Source organism: Citricoccus parietis (assembly GCF_042433045.1).
Lineage (GTDB): Bacteria > Actinomycetota > Actinomycetes > Actinomycetales > Micrococcaceae > Citricoccus > Citricoccus parietis.
This window is the reverse complement of record NZ_JBHLWH010000048.1, coordinates 1-23,112: the sequence shown is the minus strand read 5'-3', so window position 1 is coordinate 23,112 and position 23,112 is coordinate 1. Positions and strand designations below refer to the sequence as shown.

General features: G+C 65.9%; 24 protein-coding genes, 3 pseudogenes and 1 other annotated feature. Of the genes and pseudogenes, 8 read left to right on the top strand and 19 right to left on the bottom strand.

Going from position 1 to position 23,112, the window contains the following annotated elements; genetic code table 11:
* Window positions 1-6 precede the first annotated feature (6 nt).
* A complete protein-coding gene (locus ACFFIO_RS17065; protein ID WP_159554344.1) occupies window positions 7-741 on the bottom strand; it encodes a DsbA family protein in 735 nt (244 codons plus the stop codon).
* Window positions 742-838: 97 nt separating this feature from the next.
* Between ACFFIO_RS17065 and ACFFIO_RS17060 the strand changes: the two genes are divergently transcribed.
* Genes ACFFIO_RS17060 through ACFFIO_RS17050 form a run of 3 tightly spaced genes read left to right on the top strand, consistent with a single transcriptional unit; the run spans window position 839 to window position 2,783 of the window.
* A complete protein-coding gene (locus ACFFIO_RS17060) occupies window positions 839-1,414 on the top strand; it encodes a hypothetical protein (RefSeq protein ID WP_159554342.1) in 576 nt (191 codons plus the stop codon).
* Window positions 1,411-1,806, top strand: coding sequence for a BlaI/MecI/CopY family transcriptional regulator (locus ACFFIO_RS17055; protein ID WP_115931386.1), 396 nt, complete (start codon window positions 1,411-1,413; stop codon window positions 1,804-1,806). The genes ACFFIO_RS17060 and ACFFIO_RS17055 overlap by 4 nt, the downstream gene beginning before the upstream one ends.
* On the top strand, window positions 1,803-2,783 hold the full coding sequence (locus ACFFIO_RS17050; RefSeq protein WP_159554340.1) for a M56 family metallopeptidase: 981 nt from the start codon (window positions 1,803-1,805) through the stop codon (window positions 2,781-2,783). Before ACFFIO_RS17055 ends, ACFFIO_RS17050 begins: the two co-directional genes overlap by 4 nt.
* Before the next feature lie 553 nt (window positions 2,784-3,336).
* Here the strand turns inward: ACFFIO_RS17050 and ACFFIO_RS17045 are convergent.
* Both ACFFIO_RS17045 and ACFFIO_RS17040 read right to left on the bottom strand, forming a co-directional pair.
* Window positions 3,337-4,479 (bottom strand): calcium/sodium antiporter, encoded by a 1,143-nt coding sequence (locus ACFFIO_RS17045; RefSeq protein WP_159554338.1) that lies wholly within the window; start codon window positions 4,477-4,479, stop codon window positions 3,337-3,339.
* A 397-nt stretch (window positions 4,480-4,876) separates the two neighbouring features.
* A complete protein-coding gene (locus ACFFIO_RS17040) occupies window positions 4,877-5,053 on the bottom strand; it encodes an excalibur calcium-binding domain-containing protein (protein WP_159554336.1) in 177 nt (58 codons plus the stop codon).
* Between the two features lie 158 nt (window positions 5,054-5,211).
* On the opposite strand from ACFFIO_RS17040, the gene ACFFIO_RS17035 reads away from it, so the two are divergent.
* Window positions 5,212-5,556 carry a hypothetical protein gene (locus ACFFIO_RS17035; RefSeq protein WP_159554334.1) on the top strand — a complete coding sequence of 115 codons (345 nt, stop codon included), beginning with the start codon at window positions 5,212-5,214 and terminating at the stop codon, window positions 5,554-5,556.
* 31 nt (window positions 5,557-5,587) lie between these two features.
* On the top strand, window positions 5,588-5,845 hold the full coding sequence (locus ACFFIO_RS17030) for a hypothetical protein (RefSeq protein WP_159554332.1): 258 nt from the start codon (window positions 5,588-5,590) through the stop codon (window positions 5,843-5,845).
* A 27-nt stretch (window positions 5,846-5,872) separates the two neighbouring features.
* On the opposite strand, the gene ACFFIO_RS17025 is transcribed toward ACFFIO_RS17030, so the two are convergent.
* The 4 genes and pseudogenes from ACFFIO_RS17025 to ACFFIO_RS17010 all read right to left on the bottom strand — a co-directional run.
* Window positions 5,873-6,121, bottom strand: a complete 249-nt coding sequence (locus ACFFIO_RS17025) for a hypothetical protein (protein WP_188807193.1) — start codon at window positions 6,119-6,121, stop codon at window positions 5,873-5,875.
* A gap of 105 nt (window positions 6,122-6,226) precedes the next feature.
* Window positions 6,227-6,463 (bottom strand): annotated as a pseudogene (locus ACFFIO_RS17020) (integrase core domain-containing protein); the annotation flags it as partial.
* A gap of 16 nt (window positions 6,464-6,479) precedes the next feature.
* The gene (locus ACFFIO_RS17015; protein WP_159555556.1) at window positions 6,480-7,550 is read right to left on the bottom strand and encodes an IS110 family RNA-guided transposase; all 1,071 of its coding nucleotides are present in this window, start codon (window positions 7,548-7,550) and stop codon (window positions 6,480-6,482) included.
* Between the two features lie 256 nt (window positions 7,551-7,806).
* Window positions 7,807-8,852, bottom strand: a pseudogene (locus ACFFIO_RS17010) (IS3 family transposase); the annotation flags it as partial.
* Window positions 8,404-8,553, bottom strand: a sequence feature (AL1L pseudoknot). (Overlaps the previous pseudogene by 150 nt.)
* Window positions 8,853-9,439: 587 nt before the next feature.
* Here ACFFIO_RS17010 and ACFFIO_RS17370 point away from each other — a divergent pair.
* Window positions 9,440-9,814 (top strand): annotated as a pseudogene (locus ACFFIO_RS17370) (DUF1016 N-terminal domain-containing protein); the annotation flags it as partial.
* Window positions 9,794-10,402 (top strand): PDDEXK nuclease domain-containing protein, encoded by a 609-nt coding sequence (locus ACFFIO_RS17365; RefSeq protein ID WP_236558212.1) that lies wholly within the window; start codon window positions 9,794-9,796, stop codon window positions 10,400-10,402. The pseudogene ACFFIO_RS17370 and the gene ACFFIO_RS17365, both read left to right, overlap by 21 nt.
* Window positions 10,403-10,575: 173 nt before the next feature.
* Here the strand turns inward: ACFFIO_RS17365 and ACFFIO_RS17000 are convergent, their stop codons facing one another.
* The 9 genes from ACFFIO_RS17000 to ACFFIO_RS16960 form a co-directional block, all read right to left on the bottom strand.
* Window positions 10,576-11,091 (bottom strand): hypothetical protein, encoded by a 516-nt coding sequence (locus ACFFIO_RS17000; RefSeq protein WP_159555355.1) that lies wholly within the window; start codon window positions 11,089-11,091, stop codon window positions 10,576-10,578.
* Between the two features lie 172 nt (window positions 11,092-11,263).
* On the bottom strand, window positions 11,264-12,232 hold the full coding sequence (locus ACFFIO_RS16995; protein ID WP_159555357.1) for a DUF4192 family protein: 969 nt from the start codon (window positions 12,230-12,232) through the stop codon (window positions 11,264-11,266).
* A gap of 502 nt (window positions 12,233-12,734) precedes the next feature.
* The gene (locus ACFFIO_RS16990) at window positions 12,735-13,670 is read right to left on the bottom strand and encodes a cation diffusion facilitator family transporter (RefSeq protein WP_159555359.1); all 936 of its coding nucleotides are present in this window, start codon (window positions 13,668-13,670) and stop codon (window positions 12,735-12,737) included.
* On the bottom strand, window positions 13,670-14,047 hold the full coding sequence (locus tag ACFFIO_RS16985) for an ArsR/SmtB family transcription factor (RefSeq protein WP_159555361.1): 378 nt from the start codon (window positions 14,045-14,047) through the stop codon (window positions 13,670-13,672). The genes ACFFIO_RS16990 and ACFFIO_RS16985 overlap by 1 nt, the downstream gene beginning before the upstream one ends.
* 151 nt (window positions 14,048-14,198) lie before the next feature.
* On the bottom strand, window positions 14,199-16,217 hold the full coding sequence (locus tag ACFFIO_RS16980; RefSeq protein ID WP_229672826.1) for a bifunctional copper resistance protein CopD/cytochrome c oxidase assembly protein: 2,019 nt from the start codon (window positions 16,215-16,217) through the stop codon (window positions 14,199-14,201).
* The gene (locus tag ACFFIO_RS16975; protein WP_229672824.1) at window positions 16,214-16,846 is read right to left on the bottom strand and encodes a copper resistance CopC family protein; all 633 of its coding nucleotides are present in this window, start codon (window positions 16,844-16,846) and stop codon (window positions 16,214-16,216) included. The genes ACFFIO_RS16980 and ACFFIO_RS16975 overlap by 4 nt, the downstream gene beginning before the upstream one ends.
* Window positions 16,847-16,967: 121 nt before the next feature.
* Entirely contained in the window at window positions 16,968-17,942 is a 975-nt protein-coding gene (locus ACFFIO_RS16970; protein WP_159555363.1) for a cytochrome c oxidase assembly protein, read from the bottom strand.
* A 75-nt stretch (window positions 17,943-18,017) separates the two neighbouring features.
* Window positions 18,018-18,770: a metal-dependent transcriptional regulator gene (locus ACFFIO_RS16965; protein ID WP_236558210.1), complete on the bottom strand. Its 753-nt coding sequence runs from the start codon at window positions 18,768-18,770 to the stop codon at window positions 18,018-18,020.
* The gene (locus tag ACFFIO_RS16960) at window positions 18,770-20,035 is read right to left on the bottom strand and encodes an Nramp family divalent metal transporter (RefSeq protein WP_378043687.1); all 1,266 of its coding nucleotides are present in this window, start codon (window positions 20,033-20,035) and stop codon (window positions 18,770-18,772) included. Before ACFFIO_RS16960 ends, ACFFIO_RS16965 begins: the two co-directional genes overlap by 1 nt.
* Window positions 20,036-20,221: 186 nt before the next feature.
* Between ACFFIO_RS16960 and ACFFIO_RS16955 the strand changes: the two genes are divergently transcribed.
* Window positions 20,222-20,632 (top strand): four-helix bundle copper-binding protein, encoded by a 411-nt coding sequence (locus ACFFIO_RS16955; RefSeq protein ID WP_159555367.1) that lies wholly within the window; start codon window positions 20,222-20,224, stop codon window positions 20,630-20,632.
* A gap of 55 nt (window positions 20,633-20,687) precedes the next feature.
* Here the strand turns inward: ACFFIO_RS16955 and ACFFIO_RS16950 are convergent, their stop codons facing one another.
* The 3 genes from ACFFIO_RS16950 to ACFFIO_RS16940 form a co-directional block, all read right to left on the bottom strand.
* Window positions 20,688-21,416, bottom strand: a complete 729-nt coding sequence (locus ACFFIO_RS16950; protein WP_159555369.1) for a ZIP family metal transporter — start codon at window positions 21,414-21,416, stop codon at window positions 20,688-20,690.
* A gap of 637 nt (window positions 21,417-22,053) precedes the next feature.
* Window positions 22,054-22,527: a signal peptidase II gene (locus tag ACFFIO_RS16945; protein ID WP_236558211.1), complete on the bottom strand. Its 474-nt coding sequence runs from the start codon at window positions 22,525-22,527 to the stop codon at window positions 22,054-22,056.
* Between the two features lie 181 nt (window positions 22,528-22,708).
* The coding region (locus tag ACFFIO_RS16940; protein WP_378043685.1) for an HAD-IC family P-type ATPase at window positions 22,709-23,112 on the bottom strand (404 nt) is incomplete at its 5' end.

Sequence of the window (23,112 nt, the reverse complement as noted above, 5' to 3'; positions counted from 1 at the left end):
ACGGACTCACTCCGATCCGGTCAGGGCCTGGTCGAAGGCGTCCTGGAACACCTGCGAGGGCTGGGCGCCGACGATGGGTTGGCCTCCCAGCACAAACGTCGGGGTCGAGTAGGCGCCCAGCCCCAGCCCCAGCTGTTCATTGGTGGCGATCTGCTCGGCCGTCTGAGCCGAGTCCATGTCCTCGGCGAACTGGTCGGGATCCAACCCGAGTTCCTCGGCCAGGGCGGTCAGCGCCTCCTCGCTCAGCTGCCCCTCGGACCGCTTCTGCCCGTCCTGGAACAGGGCGTCGTGGTACTCCCAGAACGCCCCCTGCAGTGCGGCCGCATAGGAGGCGCGGGCGGCCCGCTCCGAGGCCGGACCAAACACATTGACGTCCCGCCATTCGATGCGCAGGTCACCGGCCTGAACGTGCTCCATCATCAGCGGAAGGGTCTCCTCGCTCCAGCGCGCACAGAACGGGCACTGGTAGTCAGAGAAGACCACGAGCGTCACCGGCGCTTCCACCGGGCCGGCTGCGAGCAGGTCGTCGGGGTCGTGGCGTTCGGCCTCGGATAGATCCGGCGGTCCCTCGACCTGTGTCGGCGCCGACTCCACCGGTGTCGATGGTGCAGCAGCGCCGTCGGAGCCTGAACCGCCCAGGGCGGACATCATCACTGTCCCGACCAGGAGGACCGCGACGGCCACCAGGACGGCGGGCACCATCCAGGCTCTCTTCTTCGTTGAACCGTTCTGTGCGTTCATGCCTCGGGGCCCTTTCCTCGCTGACGCTTTGATGCCACGATCGACTATCTTACATAGTCGACTATGATTCATAGTCATCCTCGGGCAGGATGGAGCCATGAGGACTGCACCGCGCCAACCGACATTCGCGACCCGGTCCATCACCGAGGCCGTTCAGGCGCTCCGATCATGGACGGGGCGCCAGGTGCTGGTCGCGACAGCAGCGGCACTGGTGTTCGGCCTGGTGCTGGGGCTGGCGACGGTATTGATCCCCAACACGTTCTTCACCCGCGAGATCCCCCCGGTGTGGTGGAACTACCCGGTATGGGTCCTCACCTCCGTACTGTCCGGGATGCTCGTGGCCACCTACGTGCGCGGGCGCGTCGACACCGCCGGCGCGGCCGCCCCGACGAGCCGCGTTAGGGTGGAGGACGGCAGTGATGCTGCGGAACAGCGCACGAGCCGGCTCGGTGTCGCCGGGGGCCTGCTGGCATGGTTCGCCGTGGGATGCCCGGTGTGCAACAAGCTTGCCCTGCTAGCGCTGGGCTACTCCGGGGCCATCACCTGGTTCGCCCCCATCCAGCCGTACCTCGCCCTCGGCGCCCTGCTGCTGACCGGCATCGCCCTGCTGGGCCGACTCCGCGGACAGTTCGCCTGCCCAGTCCCTACCCCGAGGATGGAGACCGCCCGATGACCACGCCTGGACTCGCAGCAGAACCACCCCGCCTGGGTGCCCTGGAAGCACAAGTGATGGACGCGCTCTGGGATCACGGTCCCGGCACCATCAGGGACATCATCAACCGGCTGTCTCACGACCCGGCCTACACCACGATCGCCACCGTGCTCCGCAACCTCGACGGCAAGAAGCTGGTCACCGCCCTGCGGCAGGGCCACTCCACGCGCTACGAGGCGAGGATCCCCAGGGAGGAGCATGTCGCCTCCGTGATGAGGCACGCCCTGGAATCCAGCCGCGACCGTACCGCGTCCATGCTGCACTTCATCGACACGATCCCTCCCACCGACCTCGACCTGCTGCGCAACTACCTGCGTGCGCGCACGGATGGAGCGGACGGAGGGGGGCGGTGATCGCGGAGAGTCTCACCGTAATGCTGGTCCTCGCACTGACCGTCTCGGCGCTGGCCGGCCCGTGGGTGCTCAGACGGGCTGCTCCCGCACTGGTCCGCGCACCCCGGACCTCCGCGGCGCTACTCACCGGCAGCGTTGTCAGCTGGGTCATCACCGCCCTCGCCCTCGGGCCACTGCTGGCGTGGATCACCTCCGGCCCGGTGCTCTTACCCGGCAGCGCCGCCGACGTCTGCCAGCGCTGCCTCGCCGCCGCCAACCCGTTCCCCACCGCAACCATCGACACCGGGATTCCCGCTGCGGTGTTGCTGGCCCTGTCTGCACTGGGTGCTGCCGGCCTTGCCATCATGGTCGGCGCCGAGGCCCACCGGCAACGCCGGGCGACCACGCGCACCGCGCACCGGCTGCGAGTCTGGGCCGAGCCCCGACAGATCCTCGGTCACAGCGTGCTCATCATCGACGACTCCCGACCGTTCGCCCTGACACTCCCGCGGCGCCACGGCGGAATCTTCATCTCCAAGGGGGCGTTACGAGCCCTGACCCGCGATGAACTCGCCGCAGTCCTGGCCCACGAACATGCCCACCTGTATCAGCGCCACCACCTGATCACCACCACCGTGGCCAGCATCTGCCGGCCCCTGCGCTGGCTGCCAATAATGGCCGCCGTCGAGGACGCGCTCGGGCACTACCTCGAGATCGCCGCCGACGACGCCGCCCGCCGCCGCGTCGGAACCCCCGCCCTGGCCAGCGCCCTGCTCACCCTCGGCGAGCACGCCCACCACGCTGGGCATGAGGCACCCCTCGACGGAGCCTTGCACGCCCTCGGTCCCGACCGGATCCGCCATCTCGTGCAACCGCACACCGGACCGGCCGGATTGCTCGCCGCGCTCACGACCACCTCCTACCTGGCCACGCTCGTCCTACTGGCCACGATCGTGTACCTGCCCTACCTCGGTGCCGCCCTGTCCGGATGCGCCTGACCAACTCCAGCGAAAGGCAATCAACAAGCCTGTGAATTTCGGGGATAAATGGCGGTCATCTGTGGTGGCGGCTCCGACCATGGGCTCAGGCATGTCCGCTGGATGATCGTCTTTCGGGACGCTCAGGGCGACCTGACGGATCGGCCGGCACATCGGGCCCATGGCTCAGCAGCCTTGCTCGCGTGGAGGAAAGCCACCTGCGTGCTGTAGCCGAGGACCTCGGCAACGAGCGAGGGCGGGCATTCGAGGACGAGCTCACCGATGGCTCGGTGGCGGGCGCTGAGGGGTTGACGCCCAGGTCGCGCAGCCGCTCTATGACGGTGTTGGGGTGCAGGTGATGGCCGGCCAGTGTGCTGGGGAGGCTTGCAGAGTTGATTCCTCTGATCCAATACTCAGGCCACCTCGTGACGTCATCTGAATTACAGGCCGGGTGTCCATGCAGGTGGCCACTAGACACTGGGTCTGGCACTGATCGGGGGGGGCGACTATCTGGTGCCTGGGGGGGGGCGCGCGGTATTGACAGGCCCGGGTTGATCTAGTCAGCGGCTCGTGGTCAGGACGGACGGGGGGTTGTGCCGCTGCTTTGTCGGCCCTTACGCAGCCCGATTTCGTATGCGGTGAAGGCGATCAGCGTCACTGTGATCAATGGGAGGACAAACCATGCCATCACGGCGGTAAATCCTTCCAGTGCGTCGTGTGCGGTGGCAGCCAGGATGAGATACCCGAGGTAAACCAGATACAGGGCTACGAACAGGGCGCCTTCCCATCGCGCCACCGTGAAGCCGGTGAAGGCTACGGGCAGCAAGGCGATCGCGGCCGCCAACATTACCGGGATATCGAAGGCCAGGGCGGCGCTGGATACGGGAATGCCCTCGAGGGAGATCATGGCTGGCAACCCGAGCACGACTCCGATGTTGAAGATGTTGCTGCCGACCACGTTGCCAATCGCCAAGTCACGTTCGCCACGGCGCACGGCGATGAGGGAAGTCGCCAGCTCAGGCAGAGATGTGCCGATGGCCACGACGGTTAAACCGACCACTAGGCTGCTCACCCCGAGCGTGGTGGCGGTGTTCACCGCGCCCTCGACGAGGAGCGTGGCCCCGGTTACCAGGAGAGCAACTCCGAACACCACGAGCAGAATCGACTTTCCGCTCGAGGCCACAGGCAGTTTCTGGGCCTGGGCGGAGGTGCCGATACCCGGGGAACCCTCAGCCAGCTGCATAACAGGGGCCTTGGACTGTGTCCTTCTGCGGCCGATGGTGACGGTCAGCACGGTGTGAGCGACCACGGCACCGAACAGGATTAGCCCGTCTACCGCGCTGATCACCCCGTCGAGGCAGACCAGCAGCAGCGCCGCGGACAGAGAAAGCATCAGGGGGAGATCAAAGCGCACCAACCGTTGTGTCGCGGCCAGCGGCAGAACTAGAGCGGAGAGGCCGAGAATGAGCAAGACGTTAGCAATGTTGCTGCCGACCACATTGCCCACCGCCAGTCCGGGTTCGTCGCGCAGGACCGCACCGATACTCACCGAAAGCTCGGGCGCCGACGTGGCCGCCGAGACCACGGTGAGCCCGACCACCAGGGAGGAAACCCCCGCTCGACGAGCCAGGGCGGAGGCCCCTCGCACCAGTACCTCCCCGCCCAGCACCAGCAGCACCAACCCGACAATGATCCGCCCCAGGTCTAGAAGGTCCATAAGTAGGAGTCTACGGATCACAACCCGAATCGCGATGATCACTCCATCGACCCGGTTGAGCACCCGCATGAGGATCCCCCTACGGAACACCTCCGACGTCACCATGGCGATCCGTGAAGGCCACTTCTGATATCAGTGCCGTCGACTTCTGAAACTGACACCGCCACAATGGAGCCACGCGTCACTCCCAAAAACTCCAAGAGGCACCCTTTGATGCGGCCAACCTGACTGATACCCGTTATTCAGGAATTTCACGGGCTGAGAACTCGCGGATGACGGGATGGGCTGAAGCGGGAATCGCTGCGGTGCCGGGACTCCCGTCTATCGATCGTTTATCGCGAATCATTTAGATGGTGGGTTGGGCTTGAATCGAATCGCGACCCTTCCTGGGCGGTCACTACTCGCAGCCGACTCCATCACCAATGCCATCCAGATGGGGCGCATACCCAAGCGAATCGGCGTGGACCGGGGCCGCGCCAGCCTCACGGGCAGCTGTGCAGTTCTCGAACGGACTGAACGGCTCGGGCGGTGACGTTGATGAGGCTGGTGAGCTGGCCGGGGACCTCGGGGTCATGCTGGGCCCTTTTGCTCATGCGCTGCGCCGGCGGACTTGTCCGTCAGGCCTTGAGATCCAGCTCACTTACTGGAAATATCCAGATAACCACCAGGTGGTTACTCTCACTCGCAAACAAACACAGCCTGGGACTCATTACGCACCTTGGAGAGACAAGAATGACACCCCTTCGCAAAGCGCTTATTCCTCTATTCACCATCCTCGCGCTACTTTTCTGGGCACCGCCCGCTACTGCGGCCGTCAAGTCCGCGTCCGGCTCCCTGACCTGCCCCTCGACCAATCAGAGAATCATCGTGACCGGATACATGACAACCCCCGGCACCATTAGCCTGACGTTGAACGGCCTTCCGCAGGACACGCAGTACAGCACAGGGAACTACTACCTCAAGACTGCGCCAGGGAAGTACAAAGGCAACTGGAAAATATCGACGCCAAATGGAAATATCGCCACCGTCTCGGATTATTGCAGCGATGCGGGCCCCATGCTTCGAGATACTCCGTAGTCCATTGACACCGCACAAAGAGGGATGCGCCATGGCGGAACAATACAAACGCGTCACTTTACAGATACCCTCTGATGACGTCGAAAACTCCATAACTCCCGAAGCGTACATGCGTAGGTTTTGGCAAATCCTTGATGCCTTGAATATACCTGCCACTCTTGATGGCACACATGTACGCTACGGCGACATGAGCGAAGCTGAAGGCGAACTCACTGCAGAAATCCTGAAAGTCGTTGATGCGCGATTCCCGATAGTTGAGTGCAACGACCAAGGCGTGACTGGATCTTAACAGTGAGATGCTGGCAATCAATGGGGTCTATAGCGCGGCCAGGATGATCCGGGCTTCCTCTTCGGCAGCCCCGTTGATGCCGTATTTGATTTCGATCCAGCGGACGACGTAGTCCCCGAGTTCGCTGGCCCTGGCGTTGTAGCCGGCTTGGTAGCCACGCAGTACAGCTTTCAGTTCTCCGGTGTCGAATGTGCGGCATGCCTCGAGTGCGAGCTGGCCAACGTGTCGAGGCGGAAAGCAAGGTAGATACCATGGCTGATCAAAGCCCAGCAACACCTAGTGGATCGCTGAGAACATCTTGGTGGCAGTCATGGTTGTGGGCACCGCTCGTGTGGGTCGCAGCGAACCTGTGAATCGCCCTGGGTCTGATGGAGACTCGTTCTATTGGATTCCGACCAAGGTCTGGTCGGTCCGCTTCGTAGCGTAGAACGTTTCCTCGAACTCTGTTGGCGGCACGTCATTCAGGTAGCCGTGCAGGCGGGTCTGGTTGTGCCAGTGGACCCAGCTGAGGGTGGCGAGCTCGACGTCCTCGACGGTCTTCCACGGGCGCCCTTCGCGGGCGGGCCCGCGGATCAGTTCGGCCTTGTAGTAGCCATTCACGGTCTCGGCCAGGGCGTTGATGCTCCTATAGTTGTCAACTCGCGATTTCGCCCGTTCTTGGGTCGGTTTTGACGAGGTGGTAGACCTCTCGAATCACGTAGCGTTTCAGGCAGCGGATGATGTCGCGTTTGCTTTTGCCCTCGGCTGTGCGGCGGGTGACGTAGGCGATTGTTGGCTCGTGGAATCTCATCCTGACGATCACGGTTCTGTAGATCGCGGCATTGAGTTGACGGTGCCCGCCGTGATTGATGCGGTGCTTCCCGCTGGTCATCCCGGAACCTGCCGGCACGGGGCTGATCCCGGCGAGCTTCGCGAATGCGGCTTCGCTGCGGATCCGTTCAGGATTGTCCCCGGCGACGATGAGGATCTCTGCGGCGGTATCGACGCCGATGCCGAACTCGTCCAGCAGGTGCGGGGCGCGTTGGGCGACGAGTTGCTCGATCTGCGCTTCAAGGTCTTTGATCTCCTCGTTCAAGGCAATCCAGCGTCTGGCGATCGATCGGAGTGCGTGCCGGTTCGCGTCCTCTGGCGTCTCTAATCCGCGTGGGCGGAGCGCGGCGCAGTGACGGGCGATCATCTTCTGCGTTTTCCGTGCCGTCTCGCGCCGTAGCTCTTCGTCCGAGTGGACGAGCAGCGCCTTGAGCGTCACCATCGCCCCGGTGCGGTCTTTCACCGCGGTATCGTGGGCGACTTTCAGCTGCCGGATCATCTCCACCACCCCGTCAGCGGTCTTCGGGACCGCAGTCGCGAACCCGGCAAGTACTGCCCTGGCGGCGTTCTCCGCGTCGAGCGTGTCGGACTTCCCGTTCAGCCGGCGCAGCCGCCGATCGGGCCGGGAGACCTCGACGACCTTGTGTCCGTTCCGGCGGACGAACGAGGTCAGCCCGGCACCATAGGAGCCGGTGCCTTCGATTCCGAACGCGATGATCTTCCCGAATGACGACGCCCACTCGAGCAACTGCTTGAACCCCGCAGTGTCGGTCGCGATCGTGAGGGTCGCCAGGACCCCGCCGATCGAGTCCATCACCGCGGCGACATGAATGTGCTTGTGGGTATCGACGCCGATCACGACGTGCCCGGAACGGGCGGGCTCGATCTGTTCCATGGGGTGCTGTCTCCTTCACCGGTTAGCGTGGTCTCACGCTGTCGCCGGCGGGTGGACAGGACTGTCATGGGGACGCTTTGACGAGGCTCCAGGCTCCTATCAGGTCACGCCCGATCCGGCGGCAGCGGTACTGCGCCCGGCCGGAGGCTCGACAGATCAACGCCAAGGCACCCTACGGGCCAATCGTAAGCAAGGGTCAGAACACTCCGGCCAGGACTACCTCATCCTTGCGGGACGCGGCAGAAACAGACTGACAATCGTAGCTGTCGCCGACGGTGCCGATCGAGGGCACCGCCCCGATCTCGGCCAGCCGCTCCCCGTAGCGAATCGATGTGAATTGCGATCCTGCATCGCTATGGCAGCGCAAGCCGGTCAGTGTGGTGCCGCGGGACCAGCGGGCCATCTCGATTGCATCCAGGACCATGGAGGTCCGCATGTGCGAGGCGACCCGCCAGCCGACAATCGCGCGCGAGCAGGCGTCGATGATGAAGCACACGTAGGCGACGCCGGCCCAGGTCGGCACATAGGTCAGGTCGGTGACCCACAGCTGGTTTGGCGTCTCGGCGGTGAACTGTCGGCCCACCAGGTCAGGGTGACGGGGCGCTTCAGGATCCGGGCGGGTGGTCCGTACCCTCTTGGTTCGTCGCACTCCTTCGATTCCCTCGGCACTCATGAGACGGGCCACCTGGTCCCGTCCGATCTGGTGGCCGGCGCGCTGGGCGGCCTTCCAGATCTTCCGAGCCCCGTAGACCCGGTAGTTCTCCTCCCACAGCTGCCGCACGATCGGGGCCATCACCGCATCCCGTTTCGATCGCACGGAGGGTGCACGGGACTTCGCGGAGTAGTACGTGCTCGGAGCCACCTGCACTCCTGCTTGGCGCAGGGCGGTGCAGATGGGCTCGACTCCGAGCTTGTGGCCATCGAAGAACTCGTGCCGGTTGGCGTCGATGAAGGCGACTATCTCTTGTGTTGGCGGTCGAGCTCCGCCCCGAAGAAAGAAGCAGCCCTCTTGAGAATTTCGTTGGCGCGGCGCAACTCGCGATTCTCCTGCTCCAAAGCCAGCATTCTCGCGGCCTCATCGGTGGTGACGCCCGGAGTGTGGCCGTCATCGACGTCGGCCTGCTTGACCCAGGTCCGCACCGACTCCGTCCCGTAACCGAGCTGTTCAGCCACCCGCTTCACGGTGCCCTGAGTGGTACCCAGCTCAGCGCGCAGGGTACGGACCATGCGTACCGCCGCGGCCTTCTCCTCCGCGCTGTACCGACGCGTGGTCGGCTGATCCTGCGAGATGTCCTTCGGCATAACCCCATCCTCGTTTCCAAGGTCAGGAGTCTCCAAGAAACCCAGGGCGATTCACTGATGTTCGGGCTGGTGAGTTATGTTCCGTTGGGGATGGCCTATCTCGCCCTGCTTCACTATTTCGGTCCTATCGGTTATCGCCAGTTGGATTCCCCGGGTCTGGGGTTGAGTATCGGCGCAGCATGGCTGCTGATTCTTGTGCCCGTCTTCATGTGGGTCAATCTGATGTTGGCCCGGCGCCTACCTCTCCCCCGATGGGTCACGTGGACTGGGGCGAGTATCTTTCTTCTCGGTCCATTTGCGTTCGAGCTTTTGCTCTCCTGACCATCTTCTGTCTGGTGCTGACCATTGGAGGACTGTAGCGGCCGTTCTTTCGAGAGGGATCGCCACAGTCCTCTAGTGGGCGGCAGCGGTCCAGGTTGTTGACTGTTCGTGGCGTTCCAAATGTTGATCGCACTACGCGGGAGCTCAACGGTTAGGCACTGGCCTTCGTCGATAGGATGCGGTCCGTGACTGATCCCGCTGAGCTCGCCCTGCCCGATGATTACCCGGCCTTTCTAGCCTGGCTGAAGTAGCACGTCCGGGGCGCCCGTCTACAAACTTTGCGTCGGGTCAACACGGACCTGCTCGGGCTCTACTGGAGGATCGGGCGGGACAGCCTGACCCGGCAACAACACCAGGGCTGGGGTAGCGGGGTCATTGGCCGGTTGGCCCAGGATCTGCGGGCTGAGTTCCCCCAGATGACGGGTTTCTCCCGCAGCAACCTGTTCTACATGCGGGCTTTCGCCGCGGCGTGGCCGGACTGGGACCCAAATGTCCCACAGCCTGTGGGACATTTGCCGTGGGGCCACGTCCGCGTCCTGCTGGATAAGCTCGATGCCGTGTCGGCGCGGGACCGTTATGCTGCCGCGGCCGTGGAGCATGGGTGGTCGCGGAATGTGTTGATGAACATGATCATGAACCGGTCCCTGGAGCGTTCCGGCACCGCCCCGTCGAACTTCGGCACCCATCTGGCGGCCCCGGATTCCGAGTTGGCGCAGCAGGTCGCCAAGGACCCGTATTCCTTTGAGTTCTTGGGCTTGTCCGGAGCTGTTGCAGAGCGTGATCTGGAGCAGGCCCTGATGGACCGGATCGCCGAGACGTTGTGGGAGCTGGGGCACGGCTTCGCTTTCGTGGGGCGTCAGGTGCACCTCGAGGTGGACGGAGATGACTTCTACATCGACCTGTTGTTCTTCCACGTCGAGCAGCTGCGTTGCTTCGTCATCGAGCTCAAGACTGGCAAGTTCCAACCGGAGTATGCCGGCAAGCTGAACTTCTACGTCGCCCTGGTTGATGACCTGCTCAAGCGCGAGGCTCACGCGCCCACGGTGGGGATCCTGATTTGCGGCAGCAAGAACGACCACACCGTCCGATACGCCTTGGGTCGGTCAACGTCACCACTGGCGGTTTCCGCCTACACCTACGATCAACTGCCGGCGGCCGACCGGAATCTGGTCCCTGCGGAGGACCAGCTCATCGCCGCTCTGGACGCGTTACCTGACGAGGAATCCTAGGCCCCGGCTTCGAGGAACTCCGGGGGCGCTCCCCCGTGGTGGCTGCTGTGTCTTGCAAGGAGTGGCCGCAGTGTCACCGGGTCTATCGCATGGCCGGCCCCGGGCGACGAAACCCGGGGCCGGTGGTGGCCCTTGTGGGGCCGGTACCCGTGGAGGGGTACGGAGGGTTGAGTTTAGTTCGTGTGGTGGCGGGTATCCCATGGTGGGGCGGTGTGCCGCTCGGCGGTAAATAGATCCACCCGTGTCGCGGCGGCGGGTGACGTTCCCTCGAGCATGGCCGTTAGGTGCGCCTCGACTTGGCTCCCGGTTGCGCTCGGGTCTGGAGCGAGACTCCAGTACCCGATGGGCTTGGCGTTGGGGTCGGTGATCGTCACGGCGTGACCGTTACTGTCAGTCCACGCGATCCAGTCTGGTAGGGCGGTGATCGCCAAGGGGCCAGCCACTATCGCGAGGTTGATGAGCCCGAGGGGAACGGCCGCCCAGGGTTGGTCGTGGGCGGCGGCGTAGCCGGCGGCCAAGAGAGTTGCGATCGTTGCTTCCAGGCGTAGCGCTAGGCCGGTGCGTGCCCGTGCCCCGGAGGGGCGTCGGGCCTCGCGCAGTTCGGCACGGTAGATCGTGATGGCCGCCAGGGGCAGCTCGCTGACGCGGGCGGCGGCCATGCCTGCCATGGTGTGGGGGGTGGCGCTCATGGGGGCTCCTGGTGTGGGTGGCGCTTGGCAGGGAGTCCCGCCGGGAGGGCGGGGGGTCCCTGCTAGTGCTCCTGCTGTTGGGCTGTTCCCAGCGTAGGCAGGTTCCCGGTGGTCGCGCCCGGGGACGGGGTCATCCTGTGGATAACCCCGCCCCCGGGTTACCGGGTTGGGATCACTGGGGCCGGTTCGTGGACCATGCCCGGTCTCGGTCGCGGGCGACCGGGGCCAGCTTTCCGGCGTTCGTCAGGTGGGAGATCAGTCGGGCGAACGTGTTGTCTGCGTCGGATTCGCAGGCTCGATCTGCGGTTCGTCCGGCGGCGGTGCCGCGTCCCTGCATCCAGTAGATGTGTGCCAGCAGGGCCAACAGGTGTGCGGCCTCAACGGTGTCGGCGTGCGTGACCAGCAGGCGCAGGGCGGCCTCTCCGGCTTCGACCTTCCCCCATACCACCGGCTCGCCCGGGTCGCCGGTGAAGATCGCTTCCCACCCGGGCCCGTCTCCGGCCCCGTAGGTGTCTGCGTGCAGGCGGTCCCGGGACTCGTAGAGGCTGAACGCGGCCCGCAAGGTGCGGATCTGGGCGGGGGTCGGCTCGGCTCCGGCCAGGACGGTAGCCCACAGGCCCCGGACTTCGGTCATGGCTTCCGCATGGTCCGTGCGCACCAGCCGGGCCCGCTCGGTCAGTGCGGGCTCTGCCGCCAACCCTGCAGGGGTGGGCAACTCGGGGATCTGGTCGCGTTCGTCCCGGTTGTAGGCGGTTTCCAGGCCGATCGCGGTCTGTCCGGGGTTCCATTCCCCCTCGGTCCCGTGGAACGCGGTGTAGTGGTTGCCAGCCACGTGGATCGTTTCGTGGATTGGCAGGCCGCGCTTGGTCATGGCCTCGGCCACGGCCTGGACCACGGCCGGGTCCGCGTCGAACCCGATAAACAGCGCGCCATCTGCGAGGGCGTGAGACAGGTTCTCGATGATCGAGTCCGCCACGGTCTGCGCCGGAACGTCAGTGCCGGGGGCATCGGTGCGGAGCACCGGGCCCAAGGCGTTGTCCTGCATCGGCAGCACGACCAGCGAATGGGTGGGCCGTAGGCCGAGAACTCCGGCGGCGTAGTCGAGAACATCAGCGATGGTGGTAGCGGTAAAGGTGGTCATTTCTTCCTCCACGGATAGGTGAAGGGGGTCGCGGTGCCAGCCCCGCGCTTCGTCGTTCCCCCGTATTTTTTTGCCTGCTGGCGAAACGCAGTGAGCTGCCCCGGACGGAGCCGGCATCAACCCGTAGGGCGGTGGAGGAGGAAAGTTCCGGGAGGAAAGAAGCGACCGAGGAACGAGGGAGCGCCGACCGGAAGTTTCCGGGGGAACCGGCCCCGACGCAGGAGGGGCTTGTGCCGGTGGAGCCGGGGCGCATCATCCGAAGGACAGCAGCAAAAAACGAAGAAGATCCGGCCCGTCAGGGCCGGCGTCCTGGTCGACGCCGTTCCGGCGGACCAGGACAAAACAGCCGGCCGCTTGCGGCCGCCCGCCTGTGGTGTTCCGAGCAGGCGAGGAACCCCACCGGCCTTGACTCGGATTCGCCTGTCGCGGACGTCAGCGTCGGACTATTATCGACTGCTTATTGTCGCGTCGGTGAGAACCCCGTGGGGGTAATTATTTCGTTTCAGGCATGTTGGACTGCGCCCGATTCCCGTCCTCGCAGCTCGGCGGTCTCGAGCTGGATGGTGGCGTGGTCGAAAGAGACTGGGAAGTGTTCCCGCAAACAGGCCTGCATCGTTTCCAGGACCTGCGGGGCATGTCCGGATTCGAAACACCGGTCATCGACGACGACGTGGGCAGTGATGACTGGCTGGCCGGTGCCGATCATTGAAGCGTGCAGATCGTGGACCTCGCGGACGTGGTCCAGTTCCAGGATGTGGGTCCGAACCTCGTCCAGGTCCACCCCCTTGGGGGTGAACTCCATGAGCACCCGCACGGTCTCTCGCAGAAGCATGAAGGCGCGGGGAACGATCAGGGCGGCGATGAACAGGGCAGCGATGGTGTCGGCCTGTTGGAATCCGGTGGTGTTGATGACGATGGCAGCGATGATCACCCCCAACGACCCAAGGGCGTCGTTGAAGACCTCTAGGAACGCGGCGCGCATGTTGAAGTTCGCACCCCGGCTGGTTGCCAGCACCGCGATGGCGGCGATGTTGGCGACTAGCCCAACGATGCCGAAGACCAGCAGTTCGGTGCCGGGCACCTCCTGGGGTTCGAAGAGCCGGCGGATGCCTTCGACGGCGGCATAGGTGCCAACCACGAGCAGCAAAGCTGCCTGACCGAGAGCGGCGACGACCTCGATCCGGGCGAATCCCCATGTCCGGTTGCTGTTCGCTGGGCGCAGCATCATGGTCGCGGCGATGACGGCCACCAGCAGCCCGGAGGCGTCGCCCACGGCATGGGCGGTGTCGGTCAGGAGGGCCAGGCTGCCGGTGACCACGCTGCCGACGGCCTGGGCCACCACGATGACCGCAGTCAGGCCGAAAGCGACGAGCAGCCGGCGGCGCATCCCCCGGTCGGCTCGCTGCGGCACCTGGCCATGATTGTGTCCGGCGCCCATCAGCCCTCCCCGGCGGCCAGTTCATCGTGATCGTGATGGTCGCGCAGCGATAGTGCGACACCTGAGGCGCTGAGCAGCTCGTCCGCAATCGCCATGAGTTCGGCCAGCCGGCCCGGATCGGCCAGGCGGAACCACGAGGACCGCCCCTCTGCGCGTACCGTGACCAACCCGCAGTCCCGCAGGCAGGCCAGGTGCTTACTCACCGTGGACTGAGCCAGATGCATGTGGTCCACGAGGTCCCGCACCCGGTGCTCACCGGTGGCCAGGTGCTCCAACAGTGCCAGACGGGTCGGCTCAGACAGGGCGTGGAACAACGCCGCATAGGCACCACGGTCCTTCAAGCCCGCAGACTCGGCATGCAGAGGATAAATCGTCATACGACGATGATATCCCCGTACGGCGTTACTTGGAATCGTCGTGCCGAACCGACAGACCTCTGGGGCTTTCGGATGCTGGTCCCATGGAAGAACCGGGAAGGCCACCTCTCGCTGTAATGGTGATGCAGGACCGGTATGCACCCGGGTCGCTTCAAGAGGTCGAGCTGGGTGCGCTTTCATGGCGTGGGGCCCGATACAGGATCAATGCGGTCAGCAGGAAAGCCATCGGGGCGAACCCAGCCACCAGCACCGAGATTCCGGCCAGTTGCTGGTCCAGGGTGACCGGTGGCCCCCACGTGCGTGCCATGTTGACGAACCAGTCGGGCTCCAGCACCGGGAGGACTCCGGCGGCCAGCACGATGGCCCAGAGCAACAGCGCACCGGCCAGGATCGCTGCGGTGCGGATCTGAGCGGTTCGCGGTATCGGACGCCCGCTGGAGGGTGCGATCACCGAGGTCATGAAGCAGAATCCCACGGCGAGGAAGTACAGGTTCGCGACTTGGTGGACGATCCAGTATTCCAGCACCAGGCGGAAGAGTGGGGTGTAGTAGACCAGCCCGAGCGAGGCAGCCAGCACGACGGCATTGAGGGCCGGGTATGACAGCGCTGGGCGTACGACGTCCACCCATTCGCGGGCGCCCCGGATGCCGTCGGTGCGACGGGCGACCGTGCGGGCCATCAGCTGCAGGGGCGCACCGAGGACCAGCAGCAGCGGGACGAGAACGGCCAGGGCCAGCAGCATGAGGGAGTGGGCGCTGAAGAGGACCATGCCGTAGATGGTTGGTGCCGAGCAGGTGACGTAGAGCAGCACGGCCAGTCCCGTCATCCAGCTGGCGGTTCGTTGCCACGGCCAGACCTGGGCCTTGCGCACGCCGAGGAGGTAGACGGCGGCAGCGACGGCAACGAAGGCCACCCAGAGCCAGTCCCAGCGCCACTCGGTGAGCCACCGGTCCCAGCTCAGTTCGGGGGGCAGCAGGTAGCCGGTGAGGACCTCGGCCGGGGTGATCGCCGGTTCGATCTCCTGGGGCACCGGTGGTGCGGTCCGGCCCAGGGCCGCGGTCACTCCGATGATGCTGGCCATGATGCCCAGCTCGACGATGACCAGTCGCCAGGCCGTCCGGCCGGCCGAGACGGTCTCGAGCCGTCCGATGGCCCATCGGCGGTGGGCTAGGCCGATGGCTCCCAGCAGCAGGGTCGCGGCGGCTTTGATCAGGATCAGTTGGCCGTACCGGGTAAACAGCCCCTCCCAGTCCCCCAGGCGCAACACGGAGTTGACCACCCCGGAGGCGAAGACGAGGAAGAACGCCACACCTGCCAGCGTCGAGAAGCGTTCCAACACCGTCCTGGCCAGCGGGACACCACCGGAGGTGTTGGCCCCGGCCTGGGAACCGGTCAATGCCGGGACCACGACCACGAGGGCGGCCACGCCACCCACCCAGACCAGGACGCCGAGCCAGTGCACAACCAGGGCGCCGACGCCGGCAAAGTGGTCGTCGCTGCCGGCTGCGTGCCCGACCAGGGAGATCGGGATGGCCGTGGATAGGGCGAGAAAGGTGGTGGCGACCAAGGCGACTGGAGACCGGACCAGAAAGGTCAGGGTACAGACGGTGAAGGCGATCGCTACGACGGTGGCCCAAGCCTGGCCGACGAGCAGGTCGGTGCCGAAGTAGACCAGCTCGCGGGCGAACGCCTCGCTGCCGGACACCGGCTGCCCGGAGAGATTGGCATAGGTCAGCACGAAGACGGCCACCGCAGAAAATACCCAGACAATCGAGACGGCGGAGGCAGTGGCCATGGCGCGGGTGAAGGCTGGATGGGGATCCTGCCGCTGTTCTCGGTCACCGGCAGCGCCTGCTGCCCGGTCACGCCAGGGCGGCAGGAGGGCGACCGCGAAGAGTAGGCAGCCGGCCACCACTGCGACCGCGAGATGATGGACGGTCAGAACGATCGGCAGGGCCCACCGGGCGAAGGCGCCCGGGTCCAGGGTCTCGCGTTCGGCGACGGCCCCGGAAAACGCGGCGCTGGCGGCGACGACGGCCGTGGCGAGGACAAAGGCCGCCACCAGCCAGATCCAGGCCCGTCCCGATCGGCGTTGCTGGGCTGCGGATTCCGGATGATCAGCGCTCGACGGTTGACCCATGGAAACCCCGGCCGGCGTGTCGGTAGTCATTCACTGGACCCCGGGCCGTCCGTTCGACCTCGACGGGCCAGGACAGTCACGACGACGACCGCCAGAGCGAGAAGCAGCACGCCCAGCGCAATGACGAAGCCGATCGGGAAGCCCGGTCCGGCATCCTCGGAGGCCGGTGCCGCCGTGTCGGTCATCGGGGCCGTCGTGGGCTCGGTTGTGGTGGCGGCAGGCGGCGACTGGCTCGAGGCCGGCGTGCTGGGGGTTGAGGATGGGTCGGCGGCGGCCCCGGCCGCAGTGAAGCTGAACGTGCCTTCGATCGGGTGGGAGTCCGAGGACACCACACGCCAGGTCACGGTGTACTCACCGGCGGGGGTGTCGGGCTTGAGTGCCTGAGAAGCCGTATTGCCGGAGATCTCCACTTCCCCGGCAGCCCAGTTCTCGCCCTGGTCGTCCTCGACCAGGATCTGTGAGCCCAGAGACAGCGGGGTATCGGTGAAGACGATGTCGATGGCCTCCGGGACCGTCTCCAGATTCTGCCCGTCGTCAGGATTCGTTCCCGTCACAGCATCATGAGCCGAGGCCGGGGAAAGGGGGGCCAGCAGGACCAGCATCAGCACTGCCAGGAAGGCCAGGATGGGGCCAAGTGGCCGCACGGCCTGTCGTCGCAACAACTTCTACCTCCTGTAGAAAACGCCCTTAGCGTACCAACGGATCGCGCCAGAGTCGGAAAGCATGAGCGATCACGAGTCGAAGGGCGGGCCGGCGGATAGTCCAGGCCGGAGAAGGGCTTTACCGCGATGGGCCCGGAGGTGTTCCGGCGGCGAGTTGTTCGAGGTAGGCGTTGTACGCATCAAGCTCCGGGGTGCCGTTGAGGTCGGCTTCGGCATCGGCACGGCGGGCTTGGCGGGTGTCCGCGCGGAACCACTGGTGGGCGATGAAGACCAGGATCAGCACGGTGGGCAGTTCGCCGTAGGCCCAGGCCAGGCCACCGGCGATCTGCTGGTCCTCCATCGGATCGAGGCCCCAGCTGGCCGGGGGCGTGGCGAAGAACTCCACGATCGGGGTGGTGGCCATCATCAGGACCACCCCGAAGAAGGCGTGCAGCGGCATCTCGATGGCCACATCGAACATGCGGCCGCCAAAGCCCTGCCTGGCTGGCAAGGGGTCGCTGGATAGCAGCGGGATGGTGAACAGGACCCCCGAGGCCAAGAACAGCAGTTCCAGGCCCGTGTGGCCGTACCAGGTGGGCAATAGTCGGTCGTCCAGCCCACTGAGGTAGATCCCGTAGTACGTGATCAGGAACAGCGGGATGGTGAATCCCGGGTGAAGGGCGATCCGGCCCAGCCGGGAGCGCAGGCCGGCTTGGGCCAGTCGCAGCACCGCCCTGCCAGGTCCGCGGTGAGGGGTGGCCCGCAGTAACAGGGTGCCCGGGCTGCCCAACACCAATAGCGGGGGGATGGCGATCATCAAGGTCAGTTGTTGGAAGATGAACACGGAGAACATCTTCAGCCCGTAGCCTTCGACTCCGGCGCCCATGGTCACCGCGATAACCGCGCACCCCAGCAAGAAGCACAGGGTCCTCCACACCGGCCACCGACGTCTGGCGCTCCAGAGCCGCAGCGCCCCGGCCAGATACAGCAAGCCCAGCACCACGGCGATGGCGGGGATCAGCGGGATCGGCTGCAAGGTGGGAGCGAGGAAGTTCTCCAGGCTGGGGGGCTCCGTCGGGATCCAGACCGGTCCGTCCATGCCGGCCTCATCCATGGTTGCAGGGAGCCTTGGCTGTCATCGGCCTAGTCTTCCACGCCCGGGAGCGGGACCCCGTAATCCGGGTTCCGCCTAGATGGACGCAGGTCCTCGAAGACCTGCGGATGCCGCCGGGCTGACCCAGATCGCTTTGGTTTCCTCCGGGGCCAGGACCAGCGGGGCTTGGTCGTTGCCCGGGAGGCTGATGGTCAGTTCACCGGCCTCACGCTCACCCACCCGGACCGTCTGGCCAGGCCGCAGGCCGTGGCCGCTGAAGCGATTCAGGCGGGCGGGATCGGCATCCGAGACCCTCGCGATGCGGTAGATGTCGGGGGCGGCGTCGGCCAGGCGGATGGCGTGGGCCGGTCGGTGGGTGTGGCCCTCCACGGTCGGGATGGGGTCTCCGTGCGGGTCGCGGTCGGGGTGGCCGAGCAGGGCGTCGATACGTTCGATGAGCGTTTGGGAGGCGGCGTGTTCGAGCCGATCGGCCTCGTCGTGGACCTGGTCCCAGGAGTAGCCCAGGGTGGTGACCAGGAAAGTCTCGAGAAGCCGGTGGCGGCGGACCATGGCCACGGCGTAGTCCCGTCCGGCTGCGGTGAGGTTGACCGGTTTGTACGGGCGGTACTCCACCAGCCCCTGGGCGGCCAGACGTTTGACGGTGTCGGCGACGTTCGGGGCCGTGGTGCCGAGGCGGGAGGCCAGGGCGGTGGTGGTGATGGGCGGGTCTCCCCATTCGGTGGCCGACCAAATGACCTTGAGGTAGTCCTGGGCCACGGGGGTGAGCTCGCTCGGGTCCATACCGGCCACGCTACCCAACCCCGGGGTCTCAGCCTTGCCGGTGGTCATCAGCCTTGGCCGGTGGCCATTAGCCCGATCAGGGCCAGATTCAGTGCCACGATCAGGCCCACGACCACCCAGGCCGCCACTTGCAACGGCGCCCGATTGGTGAAGGACCCCATCACCGTGTGGTTGCCGGTCAGGGCGACCAGGGGGATCAGGGCGAAGGGGATGCCCAGGCTCAGCACCACCTGGGAAAGCACGAGCGCCCACGTCGGCTCCACCCCGGCGGCAATGACCGCCAGCGCCGGAATCAGGGTGATGGTCCGGCGGGCTGCCTGCGGGATGTTCCGGTGCAGCAGCCCGGCCATGATGGTCGAGCCGGCGTAGCAGCCCACCGAGGTCGAGGCCAGCCCGGAGGCCAGCAGCCCCAGGCCGAAGGCGATACCGACCACCGGGCCCAGCGCGGTGGTGATCGCTGCATGGGCGCCCTCGATGCTGTCGGTGCCGGGAACCCCGGCCAGGTTGCCAGCGGCCAGCAGCAGCATGGCGATATTCACGGACCCGGCCACCAGCAGGGACAGCACCACATCCCAGCGGGTCGCGGTCAGCAGCCGCGGCAGCGCCGCGGTGGGGAGCGGGCTGCCGTGCCGGTCCCGGGCCAGGGACGAATGTGCGTAGATCGCGTGCGGCATGACCGTGGCCCCGAGCATGCTGGCGGCCAGCAGCACGGTCTGGACGCCTTCGAAGCGCGGCACGATCCCGGCCACCGCCGCACCCCAGGAGACCGGGCCGAAGAACAGGCCGGCGACGAAGCCGAGGGTCACGATCACCAGCAGGCCGATCACGACGAACTCGAAGGGCCGCTGGCCGTGCCGGGACTGGATGACCAGCAACAGCATCGAGACCACCCCGATGATCAGTCCGCCTAGAAGCAGGGGGATCCCGAAGAGGATGTGCAGGGCGATCGCCCCGCCCAGCACCTCGGCCAGGTCGGTGGCCGCGGCCACGGCCTCGGCCTGCACCCAGTAGGCCAGCCGCCTGCCCCGTGGCAGCCGCTTGCCCAGCAGCTCGGGCAGCGAGGACCCGGTGACCAGCCCGAGCTTGGCCGAGAGGTACTGCACCAGCACGGCCATCAGGTTCGCGGCCACCAGCACCCACACCAGCAGGTACCCGTACTGGGCCCCCGCGGTGAGGTTGGCCGCCACATTGCCCGGGTCCACGTAGGCCACCGCCGCCACGAAGGCCGGCCCCAACAGCCAGGGCACCGGCTGGCGCCGGACCCAGCACTGCCCGGCCGCCGCTTCTGAGACGGTCTCGGCCCTTGTCGTCATCCTCGATGGTGCCCGCATGAAAGTTAAGCTACACGAACTTTCGCCGAGGGAGATTGGCTGAGCAATGGCCGACGTGGCCGCGGGTGAGGTCTTCATCCGGCCGGCGCCAACGACCTACGGTCGGTGACAGGGTCGGCCCGAGCCGACCGGCGCCCCATAACAGCTCCACCGAGGAAGGGGAACGTCATGACCGACCGTGTGCAGCAGATGCTGGAGGCCTACCCGAAGGAGGTGGGCAGCATCGACCGGCAGAAACTGGCCGAGTGCATCGCCGCCTGCCTCGAATGCGCCCAGACCTGCACGGCCTGCGCGGATGCCTGCCTGGCCGAGGACACCGTCGCCGAGTTGAGAGAGTGCATCCGCAAGAACCTGGACTGCGCCGACATTTGTGCCGCCACCGGGGCGGTACTGTCCCGCCAGACCGGCACCAACATCGAGACCACCCGGGCGCTGCTGGAGGCCTGCCGGAGCGCCTGCAAGACCTGCGGGGACGACTGTGCTTCCCACGCCCAGATGCACGAACACTGCGGGATCTGCGCCGAGGCCTGCCGGCGGTGCGAACACACCTGCGCGGAGCTGCTCACAGCCATGGGCTGAACCGGCACCAACCACGGCCGGCAAAGTGTCTGGCCGCCGTCCCGCTGTTGCGGGCCTAGGTGTAGGCGGAGATGGCCGCGAAGAGGGCGAAACCGCCAGTGAGGGCGATAGGTTCCCATTTGCTGGTGGGGTGTTCGTGGGCTTCGGTGATCATTTCCTCGACCACCACGCTGGTCAGAGCCCCGCCAGTCAGGGCCAGTACGGCCAGGGTGAAGATCTCCGGGGCCTGGCGCAGGGCGAAATAGCCCAGAGTGGCCCCCATCAGGATGGGGGCCGCGAAGGCGGCCGCCATGAGGATGCGGGTGCGGCGGCGGATGCCGGCCCGTCGCAAGGTGGCGATCGCCGCGAAGCCCTCGGGCACGTCGGCCGGGACCTGGCCGATGGCCAGCAGCAGGCCCAGAGAGGGGTTCAGGACGGTTGCGGTGCCGATCATCACCCCGTCGCTGAACAGGTCAAGGGACACCCCGGTGAAGATCGCCAGCGGCCCGCTGACCTCGCCACCGGCGCCGAGGCGTTTCCGAATCGAGCCAATGAGCCACTCGATGCCCACGAACAGGGCTCCGCCGCCAATGAAGGCCAGGATCGGCACCCATGGGTCCGAGGCGGTCAGCGCCTCGGGCATCAGCTCGAGCCCGACCACGGCCATCACGATGCCCGCGGCCAGGTGCAGGGACAGGGACAGAGCCCGTCCGGAGACCGTGAGCAGCTCGGCGGTCAGTCCGCCGAGGAAGTTGCCGGCCGCCGGCAGTGCGGCCAGGGCCAGAACGAGGACGAAACCCTCCATATTTGCCGCCTTCTCGTGGTGGACACATCAACTCATCCCGGTCTCGGCCCGTACTCGGCCCTAATAGGGCCCTCGCGTGCCGTGGCCGTTTTCACCGCTCCGGTGCGAACGGTTCGAGCCGGGCTGGGCTGATACCAGATCAGAGGTCGGATGCTTCAACGGCCGAGGGCAACGCGGCCATGGCCGTCACGGGTTGTGATGCGGTTGACGTTGAAATCGGCCCCAACCAGGAGCTCCGGGTCTGACTCGGGATATCGCGGTGACCGCCAGCTGGGCTTACGCCGCGCTCACGGGGTCCTGAGATCCTTCCGCGATGTGCGCTATTCGCCCCGTGCTTCTCTGAGATGCGCGACCGGCACACCCCGGCAACAACAAGCCGGATGGCGATTGCAAGCGCGCACGATTTCGCCCCGTTTGACCATGCATCCACAATCAGCACATGACATCTCCATGAGGTCAGGCTATCGAACGGCATCGCGACCTCGAAGAGACAGTCATATGCCGCAGGCAGCCACCGCGAAGATCTTGGTCGCCGTGTGCAAGACAGCGCTGCATCCCTGTGGTCCCGTCCGGCATCGACGGGCTGCTCCGTAGGGCTTGCCGTCCGACGCAGGCGGCGCAGGTGTCCTGGTGGCAGCTACTGCGGGGCTTCTGCGGTGTCGCGGTCGTGCTCCGTGGTGGCCAAGATGAGCACGGCCACCACCCCGCCGACGATGAAGATGTCCGCTATGTTGCCGATGAACCAGTCTCCATAGGCGATGAAGTCCACGATATGCCCCTGCCCGACCGAGGGTGGGCGCAGGAGCCGGTCACCCAGGTGGGAGACCGCCGCGCCACCGAGGCACCCAATCACAATGGCCCAGGACAGAGTTCGGACCCGAAGGGTGAACCAGATCGCCACCCCGACGGCCACAGCCGAGATGATGGTGAAGATCCAGGTCGCGTCAGTGCCGAGCGAGAAGGCCGCGCCAGGGTTATAGATCAACTGGAGCCCGAGCAGATCTCCTAGGATCGGAACTCGCTCACCCAGGGAAAGGGCGTGCTCCGCCCACCACTTGGTCGACTGGTCCAGGACCGCTACGCCGACCCCGATCCCGACAGTCAGGAGCACGAGGGGATACCTGCGTCGGTCTTTCATTCGTTACCTTTCGTGGTGCGCCCGTTTCCCGGCGCAGGGTGAATCGGCTGAACCCCCGCGCGACGCGTGAAGACATTGAAAGGAACTGGAGGGCGCTGGCAGGGAGGCCTTCACCGTGTCTGCGGAGTCTCTGTCCGGCAGGCACAGCGAAGGTTCATCCCACGGTGGCGGGCTGAGCCTGCCGGTCGGTAAGGGGCTCCAGGGTGGAGCGTCGTCCGGTGGCAGCGCGAAGGCCGTTAAGGATGACGATGACCTCGGCGACCTCGTGGACCAACACGACGGCGGCCAATCCAAGGACGCCGGTGATGGCCAGCGGCACCAGGACGGCGATGATCAACAGTGACAGGACGATGTTCTGGTTGATGATTCGACGGCCGCGGCGGGCGTGCGCCAGAGCCTGGGGAATCAGACGCAGATCATGGCCAGTGAAGGCGACATCGGCAGACTCGATAGCCGCATCCGAACCGGAGGCGCCCATGGCGATGCCGACATCGGCGGCGGCCAGGGCCGGGGCATCGTTGATGCCGTCGCCGATCATCGCGGTCGGCCCGGCACCGG

What these genes read in the sequence shown, in the direction of transcription:
- ACFFIO_RS17065 (WP_159554344.1), bottom strand. Translation starts at nt 741, where the DNA reads ATGAACGCACAGAACGGTTCAACGAAGAAGAGAGCCTGGATGGTGCCC.
- ACFFIO_RS17060 (WP_159554342.1), top strand. Translation starts at nt 839, where the DNA reads ATGAGGACTGCACCGCGCCAACCGACATTCGCGACCCGGTCCATCACC.
- ACFFIO_RS16950 (WP_159555369.1), bottom strand. Translation starts at nt 21,416, where the DNA reads ATGGAGGGTTTCGTCCTCGTTCTGGCCCTGGCCGCACTGCCGGCGGCC.
- ACFFIO_RS16990 (WP_159555359.1), bottom strand. Translation starts at nt 13,670, where the DNA reads ATGGGCGCCGGACACAATCATGGCCAGGTGCCGCAGCGAGCCGACCGG.
- ACFFIO_RS16960 (WP_378043687.1), bottom strand. Translation starts at nt 20,035, where the DNA reads ATGACGACAAGGGCCGAGACCGTCTCAGAAGCGGCGGCCGGGCAGTGC.
- ACFFIO_RS16965 (WP_236558210.1), bottom strand. Translation starts at nt 18,770, where the DNA reads ATGACCACCGGCAAGGCTGAGACCCCGGGGTTGGGTAGCGTGGCCGGT.
- ACFFIO_RS17035 (WP_159554334.1), top strand. Translation starts at nt 5,212, where the DNA reads ATGACACCCCTTCGCAAAGCGCTTATTCCTCTATTCACCATCCTCGCG.
- ACFFIO_RS16970 (WP_159555363.1), bottom strand. Translation starts at nt 17,942, where the DNA reads ATGGATGAGGCCGGCATGGACGGACCGGTCTGGATCCCGACGGAGCCC.
- ACFFIO_RS17030 (WP_159554332.1), top strand. Translation starts at nt 5,588, where the DNA reads ATGGCGGAACAATACAAACGCGTCACTTTACAGATACCCTCTGATGAC.
- ACFFIO_RS17045 (WP_159554338.1), bottom strand. Translation starts at nt 4,479, where the DNA reads ATGGACCTTCTAGACCTGGGGCGGATCATTGTCGGGTTGGTGCTGCTG.
- ACFFIO_RS17055 (WP_115931386.1), top strand. Translation starts at nt 1,411, where the DNA reads ATGACCACGCCTGGACTCGCAGCAGAACCACCCCGCCTGGGTGCCCTG.
- ACFFIO_RS17015 (WP_159555556.1), bottom strand. Translation starts at nt 7,550, where the DNA reads ATGGAACAGATCGAGCCCGCCCGTTCCGGGCACGTCGTGATCGGCGTC.
- ACFFIO_RS16955 (WP_159555367.1), top strand. Translation starts at nt 20,222, where the DNA reads ATGACCGACCGTGTGCAGCAGATGCTGGAGGCCTACCCGAAGGAGGTG.
- ACFFIO_RS17040 (WP_159554336.1), bottom strand. Translation starts at nt 5,053, where the DNA reads ATGACCCCGAGGTCCCCGGCCAGCTCACCAGCCTCATCAACGTCACCG.
- ACFFIO_RS16995 (WP_159555357.1), bottom strand. Translation starts at nt 12,232, where the DNA reads ATGACCACCTTTACCGCTACCACCATCGCTGATGTTCTCGACTACGCC.
- ACFFIO_RS16980 (WP_229672826.1), bottom strand. Translation starts at nt 16,217, where the DNA reads ATGACTACCGACACGCCGGCCGGGGTTTCCATGGGTCAACCGTCGAGC.
- ACFFIO_RS17365 (WP_236558212.1), top strand. Translation starts at nt 9,794, where the DNA reads ATGAACATGATCATGAACCGGTCCCTGGAGCGTTCCGGCACCGCCCCG.
- ACFFIO_RS17000 (WP_159555355.1), bottom strand. Translation starts at nt 11,091, where the DNA reads ATGAGCGCCACCCCCCACACCATGGCAGGCATGGCCGCCGCCCGCGTC.
- ACFFIO_RS16985 (WP_159555361.1), bottom strand. Translation starts at nt 14,047, where the DNA reads ATGACGATTTATCCTCTGCATGCCGAGTCTGCGGGCTTGAAGGACCGT.